The 18,345-nt window shown below is 67.3% G+C and carries 16 protein-coding genes and 1 pseudogene; 7 read left to right on the top strand and 10 right to left on the bottom strand.

What is annotated here, in order from left to right; translation table 11 throughout:
- Positions 1-254 precede the first annotated feature (254 nt).
- Complete coding sequence (locus tag E0H73_RS09135; RefSeq protein ID WP_131353044.1) at positions 255-917, top strand: DUF998 domain-containing protein; 663 nt, start codon at positions 255-257, stop codon at positions 915-917.
- A 27-nt stretch (positions 918-944) separates the two neighbouring features.
- Here the strand turns inward: E0H73_RS09135 and E0H73_RS09130 are convergent, their stop codons facing one another.
- The 3 genes from E0H73_RS09130 to E0H73_RS09120 form a co-directional block, all read right to left on the bottom strand.
- Entirely contained in the window at positions 945-1,787 is an 843-nt protein-coding gene (locus E0H73_RS09130; RefSeq protein WP_165555545.1) for an alpha/beta fold hydrolase, read from the bottom strand.
- Between the two features lie 144 nt (positions 1,788-1,931).
- Positions 1,932-3,242 carry an esterase-like activity of phytase family protein gene (locus E0H73_RS09125; RefSeq protein ID WP_131353042.1) on the bottom strand — a complete coding sequence of 437 codons (1,311 nt, stop codon included), beginning with the start codon at positions 3,240-3,242 and terminating at the stop codon, positions 1,932-1,934.
- A gap of 181 nt (positions 3,243-3,423) precedes the next feature.
- Complete coding sequence (locus E0H73_RS09120; protein ID WP_131353041.1) at positions 3,424-6,444, bottom strand: ricin-type beta-trefoil lectin domain protein; 3,021 nt, start codon at positions 6,442-6,444, stop codon at positions 3,424-3,426.
- A gap of 203 nt (positions 6,445-6,647) precedes the next feature.
- Between E0H73_RS09120 and E0H73_RS09115 the strand changes: the two genes are divergently transcribed.
- From E0H73_RS09115 to E0H73_RS09100, 4 genes are all read left to right on the top strand, one after another.
- The gene (locus E0H73_RS09115) at positions 6,648-7,664 is read left to right on the top strand and encodes a DNA topoisomerase IB (RefSeq protein WP_131353040.1); all 1,017 of its coding nucleotides are present in this window, start codon (positions 6,648-6,650) and stop codon (positions 7,662-7,664) included.
- A 40-nt stretch (positions 7,665-7,704) separates the two neighbouring features.
- Complete coding sequence (locus E0H73_RS09110) at positions 7,705-8,370, top strand: GAF and ANTAR domain-containing protein (RefSeq protein WP_131353039.1); 666 nt, start codon at positions 7,705-7,707, stop codon at positions 8,368-8,370.
- Positions 8,371-8,515: 145 nt separating this feature from the next.
- Positions 8,516-8,896 (top strand): protein kinase domain-containing protein, encoded by a 381-nt coding sequence (locus tag E0H73_RS09105; RefSeq protein WP_131353038.1) that lies wholly within the window; start codon positions 8,516-8,518, stop codon positions 8,894-8,896.
- A gap of 472 nt (positions 8,897-9,368) precedes the next feature.
- Positions 9,369-10,199 (top strand): sigma-70 family RNA polymerase sigma factor, encoded by an 831-nt coding sequence (locus tag E0H73_RS09100; RefSeq protein WP_131353037.1) that lies wholly within the window; start codon positions 9,369-9,371, stop codon positions 10,197-10,199.
- Between the two features lie 19 nt (positions 10,200-10,218).
- Here the strand turns inward: E0H73_RS09100 and E0H73_RS09095 are convergent, their stop codons facing one another.
- The 6 genes and pseudogenes from E0H73_RS09095 to E0H73_RS48330 all read right to left on the bottom strand — a co-directional run.
- Entirely contained in the window at positions 10,219-10,515 is a 297-nt protein-coding gene (locus E0H73_RS09095) for a hypothetical protein (RefSeq protein ID WP_131353036.1), read from the bottom strand.
- Between the two features lie 61 nt (positions 10,516-10,576).
- Complete coding sequence (locus E0H73_RS09090) at positions 10,577-11,884, bottom strand: serine/threonine-protein kinase (RefSeq protein WP_131353035.1); 1,308 nt, start codon at positions 11,882-11,884, stop codon at positions 10,577-10,579.
- 234 nt (positions 11,885-12,118) lie between these two features.
- Positions 12,119-12,931 carry a serine hydrolase domain-containing protein gene (locus E0H73_RS09085; RefSeq protein ID WP_131353034.1) on the bottom strand — a complete coding sequence of 271 codons (813 nt, stop codon included), beginning with the start codon at positions 12,929-12,931 and terminating at the stop codon, positions 12,119-12,121.
- Between the two features lie 119 nt (positions 12,932-13,050).
- Positions 13,051-13,881, bottom strand: coding sequence for a DUF1028 domain-containing protein (locus E0H73_RS09080; protein ID WP_131353033.1), 831 nt, complete (start codon positions 13,879-13,881; stop codon positions 13,051-13,053).
- A 176-nt stretch (positions 13,882-14,057) separates the two neighbouring features.
- Entirely contained in the window at positions 14,058-14,384 is a 327-nt protein-coding gene (locus tag E0H73_RS48335; protein ID WP_420323421.1) for an alpha amylase C-terminal domain-containing protein, read from the bottom strand.
- 461 nt (positions 14,385-14,845) lie between these two features.
- A pseudogene (locus E0H73_RS48330) lies at positions 14,846-15,487 on the bottom strand (alpha-amylase family glycosyl hydrolase); the annotation flags it as partial.
- Between the two features lie 149 nt (positions 15,488-15,636).
- On the opposite strand from E0H73_RS48330, the gene E0H73_RS09070 reads away from it, so the two are divergent.
- Both E0H73_RS09070 and E0H73_RS09065 read left to right on the top strand, forming a co-directional pair.
- Positions 15,637-17,421, top strand: coding sequence for a lytic transglycosylase domain-containing protein (locus tag E0H73_RS09070; RefSeq protein ID WP_131353032.1), 1,785 nt, complete (start codon positions 15,637-15,639; stop codon positions 17,419-17,421).
- Between the two features lie 117 nt (positions 17,422-17,538).
- Positions 17,539-17,904: a hypothetical protein gene (locus tag E0H73_RS09065; RefSeq protein WP_131353031.1), complete on the top strand. Its 366-nt coding sequence runs from the start codon at positions 17,539-17,541 to the stop codon at positions 17,902-17,904.
- Positions 17,905-17,978: 74 nt separating this feature from the next.
- On the opposite strand, the gene E0H73_RS09060 is transcribed toward E0H73_RS09065, so the two are convergent.
- Entirely contained in the window at positions 17,979-18,170 is a 192-nt protein-coding gene (locus E0H73_RS09060) for a hypothetical protein (RefSeq protein ID WP_131353030.1), read from the bottom strand.
- Positions 18,171-18,345: the final 175 nt, after the last annotated feature.

Below are 18,345 nucleotides of genomic sequence, written 5' to 3'. Positions count from 1 at the left end.
CATCCGAGGATGTCCGACTTCGGCGTGGCTCCGGACGGGCCGACGTACACCCAGTCGTCGGTCATGAACTGGCCGATCGCCTCGGCGTCGTTCCCTAACAGGGCGGTGTCGAAGGCAGCTGAGACGGCGCGGACCTCGACCTCGACTGGCATCTGTCCTCCTCGAAGAGATTCGGTCCGGGTGTCGAAAACGGGGGTGGTCGGTCGACGCAGGGGTGAAGGAAGCCCCTCAGTCAGCTGGAAGGAACCCGGACCATGACCACCAACGATCTCACCATCCCGACCACCACCCGGATCTCGACCCGGGCCTTGCTCACCGGCGGGATCGTCGCCGGCCCGCTGTACGTCGTTGTGTGGCTGGGGCAGGCGTTCACGCGGGAAGGGTTCGACATCACGCGGCACCCGGCCAGTCTGCTGGCGAACGGTGGACCCGGCTGGATCCAGACACTGAACTTCGTGGTCAGCGGTCTGCTGTCGATCGGAGCCGCAGTGGGACTTCGCCGTACGCTCACCGGACGCGGCAGCACCTGGGGGCCGCGGTTGCTTGTCGCGTACGGCGTTGGGTTGTTGCTGGCCGCGATCTTCAAAGCGGACCCGGCCTCCGGGTTCCCCGCGGGTACGCCGGCCCACTACGCCGAGATCAGCTCGCGCGGGATGGGCCACTTCGTTGCTGGAGGCATCGGGTTCTCCGGCTTGATCGCAGCGTGTCTGGTGCTGGCGGTGCACTTCCGCAGCGTTGGCCGTCGCGCACTCAGCCGGTTCTCCGCGATCACGGGCATCTTGTTCTTCGGAGCGTTCGCCGGTCTCAGCGCAGGCGTCGGCAGCCGGCCAACCATCATCGCCTTCGACGTCGCCGTGACCCTCGCCTGGATCTGGCTCACCGTGATCTGCACCGACCAGTGGCGTCACGACCACTGACCACAGTCAGCACTCACCCCGGGAAGTTCACGGGGTGAGTGCTGCTGTCAGCAGGTCGCCGCAGAAGGAGCGGACGGCGCGGTTGACCAGCTCGGGCCGCTCCCACGGCATGAAGTGGCCGGCACCCTTCACCCAGAACGGACCGACTGCCTGCGGAAAGGCGAGCGCGCATCGTTCCTCGATGTGGTTGCGCATGGTCGCCTGGTCGGTGCCGATCAGGACTAGGGCGCGTTGCTGGACCGGCCGGTCGATCATCTCCGGGGCCGACAGCGGCCGGGTGCCCATCGCGACCTCGTAGTCGGCGAAGGAGGTGCGCAGCCGGGCCGCGTCGCCGTACGGCTCGGTCAGGAACGCCAGATCATCCTCGTCGAAGGCGTCGGGCGGGCACCACAGGCGGTGCCCGTAGAACTCACCGATGTACCGCCGACGCTGCTCGGGCGTTGCCAGCTCGGCGACCAAGGCGTCGGCTTCGTGGCCTTGACGGCGCTGGTAGTCGTAGACGGCCGGCTTGGGGTCGATCGGCGGGAGACCCGCCGCTGTAAACGCCTCACCCAGGTCAGGCATAGAGTCGTCCAGGATCACCAGGCGGTCCACCCGATCCGAGTGGCGGGTAGCCAGGTCGATGGCGATCATCGCGCCAAGATCGTGCCCGGCGACGACGGCGCGATCCCAGCCGAGCCGGTCGCACAGGCCGGTCAGGTCGGTGTTGAACGCATTGAAGTCGTAGAAGTCGTCCGGCGCGAAATCGGAGTCGCCGTACCCGCGCAGATCCGGCGCGACCACATCGAACCCCGCCTCGGCCAGCGGACCGAGGTTGTGCGACCAGATGCGGCTCGTACACGGGAACCCGTGGATGAGCAGCAGCGGCACGCCCCCGTCCCCTCGTCGCCGCGCCGCCAGGTGATGCCCTGGCCCGACTTCGATCCGCACCGGCGCAACAACTTCAGCAGGAAGAACCATCCACCTGGTTTACACGATCAGCCGATCCGCCGTCGCCGGATTAACACCGTCGCGTTAACGGAGTTTGATGGCCACCAGGGTGGTTTCGATCGCGCTGTCGACCAGGTTGCCGTGGGCATCGAAGGCTTCGGGGCCATCGGTCATGCCGAAGTCGTTGTCGTTGATGACGACGAGCGTGTCGTGCGGCAAAAGCGCGACGCCCTCGATCTTCTTCGGCGCACCGGCGACGGTGTTCAGGTCGAGGAAGAGCTTCTTGGACAGCACCGGTACGCCGGCAGCCGCAGGGTCAGCGAGTGCCTCGTACGACGGCGTCGTGGTCGTCGAGTCCCACGCCGTACCCAGGATGTTGGCGGAAGGTCGCAGTACGACGCGCTGCAGCCGAGCGGCCTTGTCCGTGCGCTCCTGGACCAGCAACGTTTCGGGGCCGGCGGCAACCACCGAGGAGATCTTCAGTTCGCTCGGGTCGTCCTCGCCCGGGTCGACCACACCGACCGGGTCGAAACGATAGGCGTACTCCGCGGTGACCTTGCCCTGGTGCGGGGAGAACCGCAGCAGCCGCGTGTTCAGAGACGCCTCGCCGACCTTCTTGCTCGGGTTGAGCAGCGGGCTCTGCAGCGCCAGCACCAGGTCGCCACCCGGCAGTTGAGCCAGCCCCTCGAAGCCGCGGTTGATCTTGCGGGTCAGGAAGATCGCGGGCAGCGCCTCGATCACCGGGTAGTCGGCACCCTTCAGCTTCAGGCCCTTCGGCACGTACCGCGCCAGCACCCGGCCGCGGCTCGAAACGTGCACCAGCGACGGGCTGTACTCGTCCACCAGCCAGAACGTTGCGTCGTGCGCGCGGACGATCCCCTCGGTGTCCAGCCCGTTCGGGTTGAAGGACAACTCGGTGGAGGCGTTGAAGTTGTAGGGGAGTTCGTCCCGGCTCGCCTGGTTGGACAGGCCGGTCACCGGCTCGCCGTGACGGGTGGTGATCGGGATCGCCGACAGGACGCGGAGCTTGCAGCCGTCCACCTTCACCTTGACGATGGCCGGGTCGAAGCCGGGGACCGGGAAGGTACGCCGGTTGACGTCGTCGATCTTGATCTGCCCGTTCGGGCCGCGGTCGGTAACGGTCCAGAACTCGCCGGGCCGGTCAGCCGGGTAGATGTCGCTGCCGATGCCGCCGAGGTCGACGCCGCGATCGTTGGAGACGGTGTGCGGCAGCAGGCCGTTGGAGAACTTCGAGAGCGACATGGTGGGGAGCGTCGCCGTGCCCGTGACCCTGGGCTCGTGCCCGCGAGTCGCTTGCGCTCCACTCGTCAGCAGCGCCGCGGTGACCAGCACCGAGGCACCCACCAGAGCCAGCCGGCCAATGACACGAGACATGTACTTGCTCCCCTCACCAGGACGTCAGCGCGACGTTCGCCGGACCAGGTGAACACCGGCTGACCCCGTCATGAACCCCGGCAAGCCGCTAACCCAAGCAGTCGCGTACGACGGTCTCGCGAGCCCCTGGTCGTCCAGGAGTCGCCTCGCCGTCCCACAGCTCGACAACGACTCGACTGATTTACGGCAGCACCCACTTCTGGTTCACCGCGACGTGGCAGGTGTAGATGATCAGCTTCGTGCCGTTGGCGCTGGACGCACCGGTGGCGTCGAGGCACTGCCCGGAGCGCACGTTCAGCAGCGATCCGTCCGGACGAGGCAACCACTTCTGCCCAGCACTCCCGTCACACGTCCACAGCACCGCCTCGGACCGGATCGTCGTACCGCGCACGTCGAGGCACTTGCCGAGCGAGCGCACCGTGCCGTCCTCGTACTGCGTCCACTGCTGGTTCAAGGCGCTGTGGCAGGTGTAGAGGACGGTCGGCGTGCCGTTGTCCGTCCGGGCCTGGTAGATGTCGATGCACTTGCCGGCGATCCCGGTGATCGGCCCGCGGTCGCCGTACGCCCCGAACTCCCACAGCGCGTAGTAGTTGCCTGCCGCAACGCGAGCGGTCGCGTTGATCCGCACGTACCGCGCGTAGATCGCCCCGAACACGACGTTGTCGGTGCCGCCGTTCCCGGCGGTGGTCGAGTAGACGGTCTTCCAGGTCTGCGCGTTGCCGGACACCTGGATCTGGTACGCCTTCGCGTACGCCGACGACCAGTTGAGCAGCACCTGGTTGACCACCTGGACCGAGCCGAGGTCGACCCGCAGCCATTGCGGATCGCTGCGCTTGCTCGTCCACGCAGTCGTCATCGACCCGTCGACCGCCTTCGATCCCTCCCGGCCGGCCGCGTAGACGCTCGACACCGCGACCGCCCGGCCGCGGGCGAGGTTGCGCTTCGGCACGTACCTCGCCGTGTACGTCGCGGGCGCCGCCGGCGCGACGAAGTTGTGGTTGCGCGCACCGTTGTCGGACCAGGATGCGAACCGGTAGAGGTTGTTCGCCGACGACTGCAGGAGGCCGGCGGACAACGATCCGCTCGAGCCGACGATCGCCGTACCGGTGGTCGGAGCGACCGCGGTCTTGTTCAGGTAGGTCAGCTGCAGACCCGACGGCTGAGTGCCGAACGTGAGCTTCACCGTCTTCGGCTCCAGTTGCACGCTCTTGACGTCGGTCAGCCCGCCGGAGTCCCTCGCGGTCAGCCGCAATTCGAGATATGACGGGTATTCGTGATCGGGCGCGGTGAAGGTGCCACTCGCTCCGGTCATCGTCGTGATTTGGTGCGCATGGCAATCACTTGGGCAGTGATGCATGATCAGCGCCCAGGTCAGCGCAGAGCCGGGGAGCGTGCCCTGCTCCGGATCCGTGGCGGTGCCCGCGAAACTGATGGTGTCGCCAACCTTCCACGTCGTCGCGGGACCGGGTGACGTGATCAACGCCGTTGGTGCGGTGTTGGCGACATTGATCTGGGTGGTCGCCGTACCGGTCCCGCCGTGGCTGTCGGTCACCTTCAGCCGGGCGATGGCGGCGCCGCTGGTGGTGTAGGTGTGCTGGACAGTTGACGCCGTCGAATCGTCGTACTGGCCGTCGTTGTCCAGATCCCACGCGTACGTGAGCGCGTCGCCGTCGGCGTCGTTCGAGGCGGTCCCGTCGAAGGTGACCGTCAGCGGGGTCGGTCCGCTGGACGGGTCCGCGTCGATCACCGCGGTCGGCGGGTTGTTGGTCGCGCTGTAGACGTAGCGCAGGACCCTGCCGTTGTCGTAGTCGACCGCGAACAGGTCGCCGCCCGGACCCTGCTGCAGTCTGGTCGTTCCGTACCCCGACGCGAAGTTGACGATCTTGGCGGGGTCCGGGAGGCCGTTGGTGCCGGGGAGCATCGCCCAGGTGCACTGCCGGCTGTAGTCGGAGAAGAACAGGGCGCCGTCGTACTCCGGTGGGTAGTTGCCGTTCTCGTAGAAGGACATGCCGGAGATCGACGAACTGCCGGTGCTGCAGGTCTCGCCGGTGACGATGTGCGCGGTGTGGTCGTAGGTGTAGTACGGCGTGGCGACCGCGCTCGTGCCGGCGGCGTACAGGTTCTCGCAGAGGTTGAGGTTGAGGGCGTCGTAGGCGGCCGTGCGCCCCGGGCCCTCGTAGCAGGGCCAGCCGAAGTTCGTGACCCGCGCGGTGGGGTTGACGATGCGGTCGATCTCTTCCCACTTCGTCCAGCCGACGTCGCCGATCCAGAGTTCGTTGGTGCCTGGGCGGAAGTCGAAGCGCATCGGGTTGCGCAGGCCGTGCGCGACGATACGGCGAGTGTTCGGATCGGAGCTACCCGCAGCCGGGTTGCCCGGTGCGGCGAGGCCGGTGTCCGGATCGATCCGGATGATGGAGCCGTCGAGGCTTGCGGGGTCGCCGCTGGTGCGTACGTCCTGGGCGCGCAGCGCACCGCCTTCAGCGGTTGGCGAGGTGAGCTTCGCGCCGACGGGTGCCTGGCCGTCGGCACAGGGGTTGTCGGGGGTCTCGTCCGATGCCGTGAAGCCGTCCTGGCCGTAGTCGGCGTACCCGAAGCTGCCGCCGTCACCGCCGCCGGCGTAGATCATGCCGTCAGGGCCGAACTCGATCGAGCCAATCGAGTGGCTGGGGAACACCTGGCACCAGTCCTCGACGAGCACCTGCTCGGCGCCGCCCGGGGTGATCGCCGACAACCTGGCGCTTGCCTGGCAGCCGTCGCTGGTCGGCCCGGGTGGTGACGGGCACGGATCGTCCGTCGCTCCCGCCGTACCCCATTTCGGTGTCGGGCCGCCGATCAGGCCGTCGTGCGTGTACAGCACGTAGATGCGCGGATCGGCAGGGAAGTCGGGGTGCAGCGCCATCCCGAGCAGGCCGCGGTCCCAGTAGTTGTAGACCTGGGTGCGCAGGTCGGCGAAGATCGACGGCGTCGGGTCGTCGAGCGAGTCGAACACCTTGATCAGGCCGCTCTTCTCCGCGACGAACACCCGTCCGTCCGGCGAGAACGCGACGTTCGTCGGGTTGCTCAGCCCGGTGAACACCACCTGCTCACTGAATCCGGCCGGCACCTGCGCGACGGCGCTCGCCGACTCGATCGTTGCCAACGGCACCAACAACAGCACGCAGGCCGCAGCCACCCACCGGCGCAATCCGGCGTAACGCCTCATGAAGCCCCCCAGGCTCACCTGTCCTCACCAGCCCTCACAGCCCCCCGTGAGCACCCAAGTGACCGCAACTATGAAGCCAAGAACCCGCCCGCGCAATACCCCGTTTCAAACGCCTACTTGGCGTCAGTGACCGGTCACTCCCGCGACTCACCCACACGCGGCACCAACAACAGCTGGGGCATGGAGTCGGGTACCGGGGCGGTATGCGACTTCGGCGGAGCCATCCTGACGAGCCGGGTTTCTCGCGTCGGCGGCGTGGGCGTGGGTTCAGCTATGTGGATGCCGACGGCAAGGTTCTCAAGGACACGGACGTGGTCGAGCGGATCCGGACGCTGGCGATCCCGCCGGCCTGGACGGACGTGTGGATCTGTCCGTACCCGAACGGTCACATCCAGGCGATGGGCACGGATGAGGCGGGCAGGCGGCAGTACCTGTACCACGACGACTGGCGCTCGGCCCAGGACGAAGACAAGCACGATCGCGTACGTCGGTTGGCACGCAAACTCCCGGCCTTCCGGGAGGCGGTCGACGCGGACCTGTGCAAGCGCGGTCTCGATCGCAGCCGAGTGCTCGCCGTAGCGCTGCGAATGCTCGACTACGGCGTTTTCCGGACCGGCAACACGGAGTACGCCGAGGAGCACGGCAGCCGTGGTGCGGCGACGTTGCTGCGCGACGATGTCCGGGTCAGCAAGGGCAAGGTCGTGTTCGACTTCGTGGCGAAGGGCGGCCAGCAGCGGGCGATCGAGTTGGACGACGATCGGCTGGCGACCGCCGTACGGTCGCTGAAGCGGGCCCGGCACAAGAACCCGCTGCTGCTGATGTACCGCGACGACGACGGCTATCACGAGATCGACGCGGGCACGATCAACGAGCGTTTTCAGGAACTGGTCGGAGAGGACTACACGGTCAAAGATCTCCGGACCTGGACCGCCACCGTGCACGCCGCGGTGGACCTGGCCGAGGCGGACCCGCCGACGACGAAGAAGGCCTTGAACGCGGCGGTCAAGGAGATGCTCGAGGAGGTCTCCGATCACCTCGGCAACACCCCGACAGTCGCGCGTACGTCGTACGTCGATCCGCGCGTCGTCGAGCAGTACGAGCACGGCCGCACCATCACCGATGCCGTAGACCGCGCCGGCACCGACCTGGACGACGACGAGACCCGCGCCACCCTCGAACGCTCCGTCAACCGCCTCCTGGACCAGGACACTCGAGCGTAAACAGGGCTTCAGGTTCACCCGGTCGGGTACCGGCTGGGTCGTGACTGACGACCGGCTCCTGGACCTGGCCCAGCGATTGGCGAGGACGCTCACTCCTGGCGACCTTGACCACACGCTGAGTCGGATCACGGCGGCGGCGGTCGAGGCGCTGCCGGACACCGACTACGCGAGCATCACGATCCTGCATGTCGACGGCCGGTTGGAGACGGTCGCGCCGACCGACGACCTGCTGTGGGGTGTCGACGCCGCGCAGTACGAACTGCGGGAAGGCCCCTGCTACCAGGCCGCCGCGGATTCGGTGCACATCACGTCACCTGATCTGGCGCATGACGAGCGGTTCCCGCGGTACGCCGCGAGTGCGGTGGCTGCCGGGCTCAACGCCCAGGCCGGCATTCAACTGTTTGACGCGCCCAAGTCGCGTGGCGCGCTGAACCTGTACGCCCGTCAGGTCGGCGCGTTCGGTGATCTTGGTGGCCTCGGTGAACTGTTCCGGCACCAGGCGGCGATGGCGATCGACTACGCCCGCGAAATCCACAACCTGCAGGAAGCCGTGCGCACCCGCAGCACGATCGGCACCGCGGTCGGCATCGTGATGGAGCGCTACCACCTGACCGACGAACGCGCCTTCGCCTTCCTGGCCCGCCTCTCCCAGGACGGCAACGTCAAACTGCGAGAAGTCGCCAGACGTCTCATCGCGAGCGACTGACAGTGCTCCGCGCCGAGCACCGAACCCCAGTGCCAGGACGAGACCCGGCTCTCGAGCTTGGCTGCACTCGGCCTGGCCGGTGCTGCTCGACGCGAAGCGGTATGGCTGCCCGGTACCCGCGGCGAAACGCGGCCGTGCGGTGTACATGCGTCGTCCTGCGGAGCCGCCGTCCGATGTCTATGCGCTCGGCTGTGTGCTGTACCAGTTGGTCACCGGGCATCCGCCGTTCCTCGCTGACGAGCCGGCGTCGATCATGTTCCAGCACGTACGGCGCGAACCGGTTCCGCTAAGTGAACTCCGGCCTGAGTTGGCCCGCGATGTCGAAGCGCTACTGCTCTGGATGCTCACCAAGGACCCCACCGAACGACCGACCGCGGCGCAGGTCGCCGACGGCGTCCAGCCGCCGGTCACCGGAGGTTTACCCGTACGCGGACAGCCGCGCGGCCGGTGCGCGCCGGAGTTGTCGCCGGACTGGCATTGGTGCTGTCGGCAACTCTCGGAATCGTCTTCGCCACAAGGGATGTGAAGCTCCCGACGACAAACGACCTGACTCCGCGTGACAGCCGCATCACGAGACGACGTCTCGACCACCGAGTCCGGCCGCGATCCACACGGTCACCCGGACGACGACGCTCCAGCCGTTGCCGCAGTCAGGTCCCAGCAAGCCGAAGCCGCCGGATCCCGGACCCACCAGTCGCCCGAAGGACGAGAAGCCGGGTCAGGACAAGCCGAAGAAGCCGAAGCCCTGAGCAGACCTCGCCGTTTGTGGTGGTTGGTGTGCGCTGGAGCGATGCTCCTGAGAGTACGTCGTACTCCGATGGCACGGTCGTGGAGACCCAGCCCGCAGTTCTGGCCGCACTCCACCGACCGTGCCTTGGGCGCATCGGGTACCCGCGTTCCGGCCGTCCATGCATGCGATGGGGTACTGGATTGACGTAGGTAATGACCGTGGTCCGGAGGTGGGCTGCGCCGTGACTCCCCGTCGCGAGGTCATCTTCATGGTTCCCACCGAATCCGCTCTGGTCAGCCCAGTCCGCAAGGACTGCCTGACTCCCGAGGACAGAGCCCGCCGCGAAGCCGCAACCTGGGCATTGTTCGAGGCCAGAGAACGCAGTACGGACGAGGACGAGCAGCAACGGCTGCTCGAAGAGATCGTCGAGTTGAACATCGAGATCGCCCGCGGGATCGGGCGGCGGTTCCGCGGTCGCGGTGCCGAGGACGAGGACCTCGAACAGGTCGCGTACCTCGGTCTGCTGAAGGCGGTGCACAACTTCCGGCTCGACCACGGTACGCCGTTCATCGGGTTCGCCATCCCGACCATCCGTGGCGAGGTGAAGCGGTACTTCCGCGACTGTTCCTGGACCGTGCGAATCCCACGCCGGATGCAGGAACTCCAGGGCATGATCGCGGCCGCCGTACCGGTGCTCGAGCAGGAACTCAACCGTGAACCCACGCTCACGGAGATCGCGGACCGCATCGGCGTCGACGTCACGGAGGTCAACGGCGCCGAGGCTGCGCGAGGATGCTTCAACGTGCTGTCGCTCGATCGGCCTGCCACCGAGTCTGAATCTCCGCTGGGTGAGACCGTCGCCGACGACAGCGACCGTCGGTACTTCGACCAGCTCGAAGCCGTCGACATGCTCGGCCCGGTCGTCGACGACCTGGACCCGCGCGATCGGCGGATCCTGGAGCTGCGGTTCGTGGAAGGGTGGACGCAGTCGGACATCGGCGACGACATCGGCGTCAGCCAGATGCAGATCTCCCGGCTGCTGAACAGGATCCTTCGCGACCTTCGCGGGAAGCTCGATCCACTGCCGACCGCCGCGTGAGCCCGGCTCGTGCCAACGGCTAATGCCAGGAGTGCAGGGGCATCGGGCACTGCGGTTCGGTGGCGACGTCGTCGAGGTCGTACGCCACCAGCGGGCAGCGCCGGCAGTACAGGAGTCCGTCGTCCGGATCGGTGAACAGCTCGTGACCGTGCGTAGTGCCCGCGACCGGGCAGGAGGTGTTCTCGATCTCGGGCCGGTCCACGAAGTGGGCGCCGCAGCGGATGCAGACCGACCCCGCGCTGAGACGTGCCAGGGTCGTCACCCGCGACACAGCCACGACCCGATGGCCGTTGATCTCAACGACGGATTCGTTCACGGTCCTCTTCCCGAAAACGCGGACAGATCTTCGGTGCCCCCCGCAAGGATTTCTACGCCTCCTACTCGGCGCCAGGTGGTGGCGGCGTGCCTGACGGTTGCGTGCTCGGTGAGTTGGTCTCGGGTGGCGGTGTGTTCGACGGGGAGGTAGGCGTCGACTGAGTGGGTTCGCTGGTGGTGCTGGTCTGGGTGGGCTCGGTCGGTGACGGCGTTTCCGACGGGGTGGTCGAGGGAGTCTCGGACGGGGTGCGTGACGGTGAGGGGCTCCGTGTGGGCTGAGTCTTCGTCGTCTGGCTCTGCTGATTCTCGGTTGCGGACCGAGAGGGGTCGGTCGTGGTTGGGCTCGGCCTCGCGGTACTGGGGGTTGTTTGTGGCCCGACGTCGGTGGTCGGGGGCGGCGTGTCGTTGCCGTTGAGGATGAAGCCGGCCATGACGGCGGCCGCCGTCGCGAGGGCCGCGATCAGTCCGATCAGCAGGGCGTTCCGCCGTTTGTGGTTCGGCGGCGGCGGTGGCAGGGGCTCGAGTGGGCTGGTCGTCTCTGGGCCTGCGGGTGCTGCGGTGCCAACGCTCGCCGTACGCAGATAACCGCCCGCGACCTCCTCGGCGGACGGACGGTCAGCGGGATCTTTGGAGAGCATCCCGAGCAGGCCGATCTCGAAGGAGCCGCCGAGTTCGGGACGAATCAGACTCGGCTGACCAGGAGAAGCGTCGACATGCTGGTAGAGGATCGCCGTCGGATGATCCGCCGTGAACGGCGGCCGGCCGGTGACCAGCTGGTAGAGCACGCAACCCAGCGCGTACACGTCCGCCGGCTTACCGGACCGCTCGCCGCGCGCCCGCTCCGGCGCGAGGTAGTGGACGCTGCCGATGATCTGGCCGGTCCCCGTCAGCGTGCTCGCCCCTTCTTCCGGGACGTGAGCGATACCGAAGTCGGCGACCTTGACGGTCCCCTCGGTCGTCAGCAACAGGTTGCTCGGCTTCACATCACGATGTACGACGTCCTGCTCATGCGCCGCGGCCAGACCCGCGGCGCTCTGCTCGATGAGGTCGATCGCCCGGTCCTTCGGCAGCGGCCCCTTCTCGGCGAGCTCGTCCGCCACCGACCCGCCCTCGACCAGCTCCATCGCCAGGAAGAACCCGTCACCGTGGTTGCCGAAGTCGTACACCGCGACCACGTGCGGATCGTTCAGCCTGGCAGCGGCGCGCGCCTCCCGGTGAAAGCGCTCGGCAGCGCGCGGATCCTTGTCGGACGGCAGCAGCAACTTGACCGCGACCGGACGCCCCAACTGCTCATCCGTGCCGCGGAACACCTCACCCATCCCACCCCGACCCATGGAGGCGCCCAACCGGTACCGCTCCGCTACCAACATCCTGACACCCGTACCCACCCCTACCGTCACCGAACCACCACAACCCCGCCCAGCCTAGCTAGGTGCCACAGCGACCGATCGACACCGCCGTCAGGCTGGCTGGGGCCGGCAGCGGTGGATCGACACCGCGGCAGCGAGAAGGCACGGGCCGGCAGTCACAGCCGTCCGACCGCCGCCCGGCGCGGCGAAACCGGATCGGCCGCTCCGAATCCGCCATCACGCACTGGTGTTGGCTCAGCTGATCGCTTGTAGACGAGCGAGCAGCAGGCGCTCGACGGTCGCTCCGCCTTGGGGACCGTGGGAGAGCACGATCGTCGCCTCCTGGGTCTCCTGGGTCTCTTGGGTCCACAGTGCGCAGGTGTGGAAGGCGTGCCAGTCGCCGGTGTGGAGGAAGAAGCGGCGCTTGTCGTCGGTGAACATCCCGAGGCCGTAGCTGACTCCGTCGTCTTCAGTGCGCGCGAGCGGGGCAGAGAGCTGCGCTACCAGTTCCGGATCGGCGTAGAGGAAGGCGGAGAACTTCAGCAGGTCGTCGACGCAGGACCACAGCCCACCACTTGGCCTCCGCGCTCGCGGGAACGCATCACCTGGTCCGGTTGGCGGCAAGTCTGAGTCGGGTGGAGTCTCGAATCCGGTGCGAGTCATACCGGCCGGCCGGATCACGAACTCGTCGACGACCTGCTCGAACGTCGTACCCGTCATTCGTGCAACGACGGCGCCGGCGAGCCAGAAGCCCACTCCGCCGTACCTCCAGACGGTCCGCGGCTGGTCTTGCTGACCTCCTGCTGCGACTAGCGCGACCTGGCGCATCAGCGCGTCGTCACCGTCGCCGAAGTCCGCCTGCGCGGCGTCGTCGAATGGGACCGCGATCCCGGAGGTGTGGCTCAGGAGATCTGTCAGCGTGATCGTAGGGTCCAGCTGCCATACCGCGTGAAGCTCAGGAAAGTGCTCGCGGATCGGGGTATCCCAGGCGCCGGGTGACTGACGGCAGGCCAGTACGACGGCAGCGGCGACGATGGGCTTGGTGACAGAGGCGAGCCGCGATCGCATCCTCAAGACGTCAACGTCGGCAGGCAAGCCACGGCTCGTGAACTCGCCCGAAGGTGCAGCGCTGACGCGTTGAGTGCCGTGAATGATCCAGTCGAAGCCAGCAGGCAGTTCGTCGCCGGTCACGGGCTCGTGCTTGCGGCTTGGCGGAGTTGACGCAGCACGACTGGGTCGATCTTGCCCGGGACGAGCCGTTCTTCGTAGTTCTCCACGCTCGCCCAGGTCTCCAGCGCGTCATTCATGGTGTAGCCAAGCTTTTCGAGGAGGCCGGCGACCTCGGCCGCCAAGGGTCCCTCAAGCGGGAGAAGGCTTGCTGGGTCCGGCTTGCCGAAGTACAGATCGTGGAGATCCAGGAGACGTGCCAGTTCGTCGACCGGAGTTGGGTGGTCGTCGACGCGCAGGTCGATGGCGATATCGAGCACACCGCCGTACGCCGCGCCCTCGCGCCACACCCGCAGTGCCGCACTTTGACGCCCGCGACGGTCACCCCCGGCCTGATCCCCGGCTGTCAGCGCAGCGAGCAACCGCCGCTCGAGCGGGTCCCCGTCTCTTCGCTCCCAGGCCTCGGCCATCGCCGCCACCACCTCTGGACCCACGAGGATGTTGCCCTGCACAGCGAACCCGTCGCCGGCCATCCCACCCGCCCACTCCATGCACGAGCCACCGGTGAACGTAGCTCCCCGCCCCTCACTGTCGACCATCCCGACCTGCCGATGCTCACGCTCGTCGTCCCGACCGGTCAACTGCGCGATCACCTGCTCAGCCGAGTTGCCCTCAGCAAGCAAATCCAACCCGTCCGGTCCAAACGAAAGCTCAGCCATTGCCTGCGTAGCAACCGCCCCAGCCCCCGCCCCCCCCCCAGGCACCACCGCCCCCACCGCCAAGAACTTAGACGCAACCGCAACCCCCCAAGACCCAGACCCCGAATCAAACCCCACAACCGAGAACGTCATCCCGCTCCTCCACTCAGCCCCGCCAGACCGACAAGAACCGCCCGGTACGAACATCCACCGTGTAAGGCTTGGCCCCCGGCAGACCATCGAATTGCTTCACCAACGGGTCAACCGTTTCATCTAACCCCGATCCCCAGAGAGTCAGCGCAGCCTCGGCTCAACCTACACGCGTCCGGTCATGAGAGTTTGGCGGCGGAGTGGAGGGCTAGGCCGTCTTGGGGGGCTATGTCGGCTTTGAACCAGCCTGCTGAGTCGACTGTGTACGTCGGTCCTGTGCATTGGCCCGCGGAGTAGTCGCCGTGGAAGACGTCGCAGTACACGCCGCCGGGAGACTGGTGTGGAAGCTGCGGCCGGTGAGGGCAGAGCCTTCGTCGTTCAGGATCAAATAACCCTTGTCGCCGCGTCCGAACGCGATCGCGTCGTTGCCGTTGTCCCACCAATCGGTCACCGGCGTACCGCGGGTGTTGTTGTGAAAGGCAACCATGTTGGCGATCACGCGCCATTCGTGTTCGCACCGCCACCCGTTGCTGAAGCAGATCGTGTCGGTCGTACGTCCGTCGCCGGCCGACGGCGGACCCTGGTCGTTGGAGCTGTACTCGTAGCTCGACATCACCTTCGGCGTCCCGTACGTCCAGGCCAGCATGAACGCGTTCGCCATCGCATAACGCCCGTTGTCGCGGAACGTCAGCACTCCGCTGCCGCGCTGAGTGTCGTGGTTGTCGGTGAATACCACCGCCTGATCCGACGGCAGCGGCGACGCGAAGGTCCGCAGGTACGCGAGCTTCTCGGTGTTGAAGATCTTCGCCAGATCCTTGCCATAGCGGAACTCGAGCACGTCCCCGTTGCCGAGGTACTCATCCGGCGTGATCGGTTCACCCGCCCCGTAGATGACCTCTTGATACAGGTACGCCGATCGCGACAGCCGAGCCTTGATCGCCGCGATGTCCCCGGCCGCCATGTGCTTGGAGGCATCCAGCCGGAAACCGTCGACACCGATCGCGAGCAGATCGTTCAGGTACGCCGCAATCCGCCCGCGCACGTAGTCGGTATCGGTCGCCAGGTCGGCCAGATCGACGAGCTCGCAGTTCTGCACCTCGTAGCGATCACCGTAGTCGACGATGTCGTCGTTCCCGTTCCGCCCGCAATGATGGAAGTCCTGGGTCTGGTACGTGCCGGGGTAGACGTAGTGGCTGTACGACGATCCCGCGCTACCGACGCCACCTGACGAGCCGCCGGTCATATGGTTGATCACGGCATCGACGTACACCTTGACGCCGGCCGCGTGACAACTGTTCACCATCGCGATGAACTCGCTGCGCGTGCCACGTCGCGTGTTGTCGATCTTGTAGCTCACCGGTTGATAGTCCTGCCACCACGGATATCCGGCGCTCGGGAGAACGACGTGCTCTTGCGGTGGAGAGACCTGGACTGCGCCGTACCCCTTTGGGCCGAGCACTTGAACGCACTCCTGCCCGACTGACTTCCAGTTCCACTCGAAGAGTTGGACGATGACGTCGCGTTGCCCGGGCGGAGCACCCTCGGCGGTCTGCGTACCAAAGGGCAGCAGACACAGGCAGATGGCGAGGATCAGCGCTTTCCGGATCATCCCGAGTCCTTTCACCGGCTGAGCCCATCGAATCATTCCCCTCCGACAAATCCGGATGCGCAGCGTGTCGGACCGATCCGCGCCGCGGTCCACCCCGAACACCTCGGGAGGCCTGGGGAGTGGACTGCGACGGCGGAGGGATCGGGATCATGCGAGTGCCCAAGCTCATCAAGGCACGCCAACGACGACGCCACGGACGGCACCGCCGCGGTCGGCCGGCGGCCCAGGGGCGCTGGCAGTTGGCGGGTGCGGGCGCCGCGGTGATCACTCTCGCTGCGCTGGCAGCGTCGTCGTTCCCGGACAGTCCAATGACAGGTGGGTACGACGAGACCACCGTCGCCGGGCTTGTGGAGTCACCAGCGGCCGATCCGTTCATCGAGGACGAGACATTGGCCGAGTTCGTCGCTCCGGAGCAGCTGGCCGCCGTACCCGTCGGGCCCGGTCGAGTGGCGAAACCTGTGGCGATGGTGCTCTCGGGCGCACCGGTGATCAAGACGCTCGGCGAGAGCGGGATCCCCGAGGTCGCCGTACGCGCGTACAAGCAGGCGGAAGCGCGGTTGGCCGCCAGCGATCCGGGCTGCGGAGTGCCGTGGACACTGCTCGCCGCGATCGGACGGGTCGAGTCCAACCACGGCCGGTTCGGCGGCGCCCAACTCCGCGACGACGGGTCGGCGACCAAGCGGATCCGGGGGATCCCGCTGGACGGCCGGCCCAACGTCGCGGTGATCCGCGACAGCGACAACGGCGCGCTCGACGGCGACACCGTGTACGACCGCGCGGTCGGGCCGATGCAGTTCATCCCGTCGACCTGGCGCTCCGTGAACGCGGACGGCAACGGCGACGGCATCGGCGACCCGAACAACATGTTCGACGCCGCACTGGGCGCTGCGCAGTACCTGTGTACTGGTGCGTCGAACCTCCGCACCTCAGCCGGGGCAGCGCAGGCGGTACGGCGCTACAACAACGCCGACTCGTACGTCCGAGTGGTGCTTGGGCTGGCCCGCATGTACCAGTCCGGCCGCGTCGTCGGACTGCCTTCAACCGGCGAACTGCTCCCCAACGAGCCCGCCGCCGACCCGCCCGCGCTCCTGCCGTGGCCGACCGGCCCGTCGCCGGCGCTCCGCCCTTGGCCCGCCGGCCCTTCCGACGGCACCTTGCTTGCCAACCCAGCACCATCGCAGCGGACCGAACCCGCAGCTCCACCACGGACGACGGCTCGACCGCCGAAGCCAGCAGCACCACCGTCGGCCAAGCCCGTCGTACCCAAACCGCCCACCACCTCGGAGCCTCCGGTCGTGCAACCACCCCGACCGACAACCCGCCCGACCCCGACCGACCCTCAGCCGACGAAGACTCGCCCCGCCGAACCCAAGCCGTCAACCAACCCGTCTTCGCCGGACAGGACGCGACCGCCCGTCCCGAAGCCGACCGACCCCCAACCATCCGCGCCCAAGCCGACCCAACCGTCCGCGCCCAGGACGACTGAGCCATCCGAGCCCGACCCGTCGGACCCGACGCCATCCGCGCCGAAGCCGTCCGAGCCGAAGCCATCGGAGACCGATACATCGGCACCATCCACCAAACCCAACCCGACACCTGAGCCGACCACGGCCGCAGTCGGCTGGGCCCCAGCGATGCGCCAGGTAGTCGGCCGAACCCTGAGCCGACCAACCTGCACCCAAACCACATCACCCCAAACCACCGCACCCCAATCGGAACAACCCTCTAGGACCTGCGCCGACAAGCCGGCCGCTCCTGACGACAAGAACCGTGGCGACAACACCCGGAGCGACAACACCCGGAGCGACAAGACCCGGGGTGACAAGGACCGGGGCGACAAGGACCGGGACGAGAAGAACCGGAATCGGTGCACGTCGCAGAACGTGTGCAAGGCCCCGGGATCCCCACGTACGCCGGGCGGATCCACCCGCTGACCGATCACGCTCTGCACTGCACCGTCGTACAAGAGCTGTGCACGCTACGCCAAGGACTCGGCCGGGACGGTTGACGAGACTGCAGACATCAGTTCCGACAACCGTCTCGGGAGAGTCATGTACACGGGAAACATCCGCCGGCTGACCATCGGTGCCACCGCGCTGCTCGCCGTACCGACGTTGCTCACGGCAACGGCTCCGGTGGCCTCGGCGCACTACAACTACGCGTACCAGGGCAAGGACTTCATCTCCGTGAGCGATACGCACACCAGTGGCAGCGTCTGCGACCGCGAGGTCGACGGGAACGCCGTCTACGCGATGTGGACGCAGGGTCCTGACCGCAAGCCCATAGTCGAGTGGGACGGCGGCGACCGCGGCTGTGACACAGCGCAGTTCCCGGTCGGCGCCATCTACATGAAGCTCTGCGAGAACACCAACCACGGCACCGGCGCAGACACCTGCACCGGCTGGATCCACGTCTAGCAGGCCCTGGCCCACAGTTCCGCGGCGGCCCCGGCGCCGTACTCGTCAGTCAGTGCCGGGGCCTGGTTGGCCGGTCAGTGGCGCTTGCGGCGATCCGCCTTCGACTGCGCCCGCCGCCGCTTACGCTCGCGCCGAGCCCGATCCTCCTCAGCATGACTGGGAGCGTTGCCCGCCGCGGCCGCGGTCCCCTCGCGAGCCTTGACCCGGGCATTCCGGACCAGAACCACGACCACACAAAGAATCGCCAGCCCAGCAAACATGAACACGTACCACACGCTGACCCCTCCCGCTCCCTGCCGATTCTCAGCGCCCCGCCCGGCAAACACCTCATCCGCCACGGGTGACAACCGGGCGTCAGACCTCCTGGCGGCGGCGTCCACGGCGGTCATGCCCGGCGCGGCCGGTCGCCCCCCGGCGCCGTCCCTCAGTTCGCCGCCTCCA

The sequence above is a fragment of the Kribbella pittospori genome (assembly GCF_004331465.1).
GTDB lineage: Bacteria > Actinomycetota > Actinomycetes > Propionibacteriales > Kribbellaceae > Kribbella > Kribbella pittospori.
This window is presented reverse-complemented; position numbering and strand designations above follow the sequence as displayed.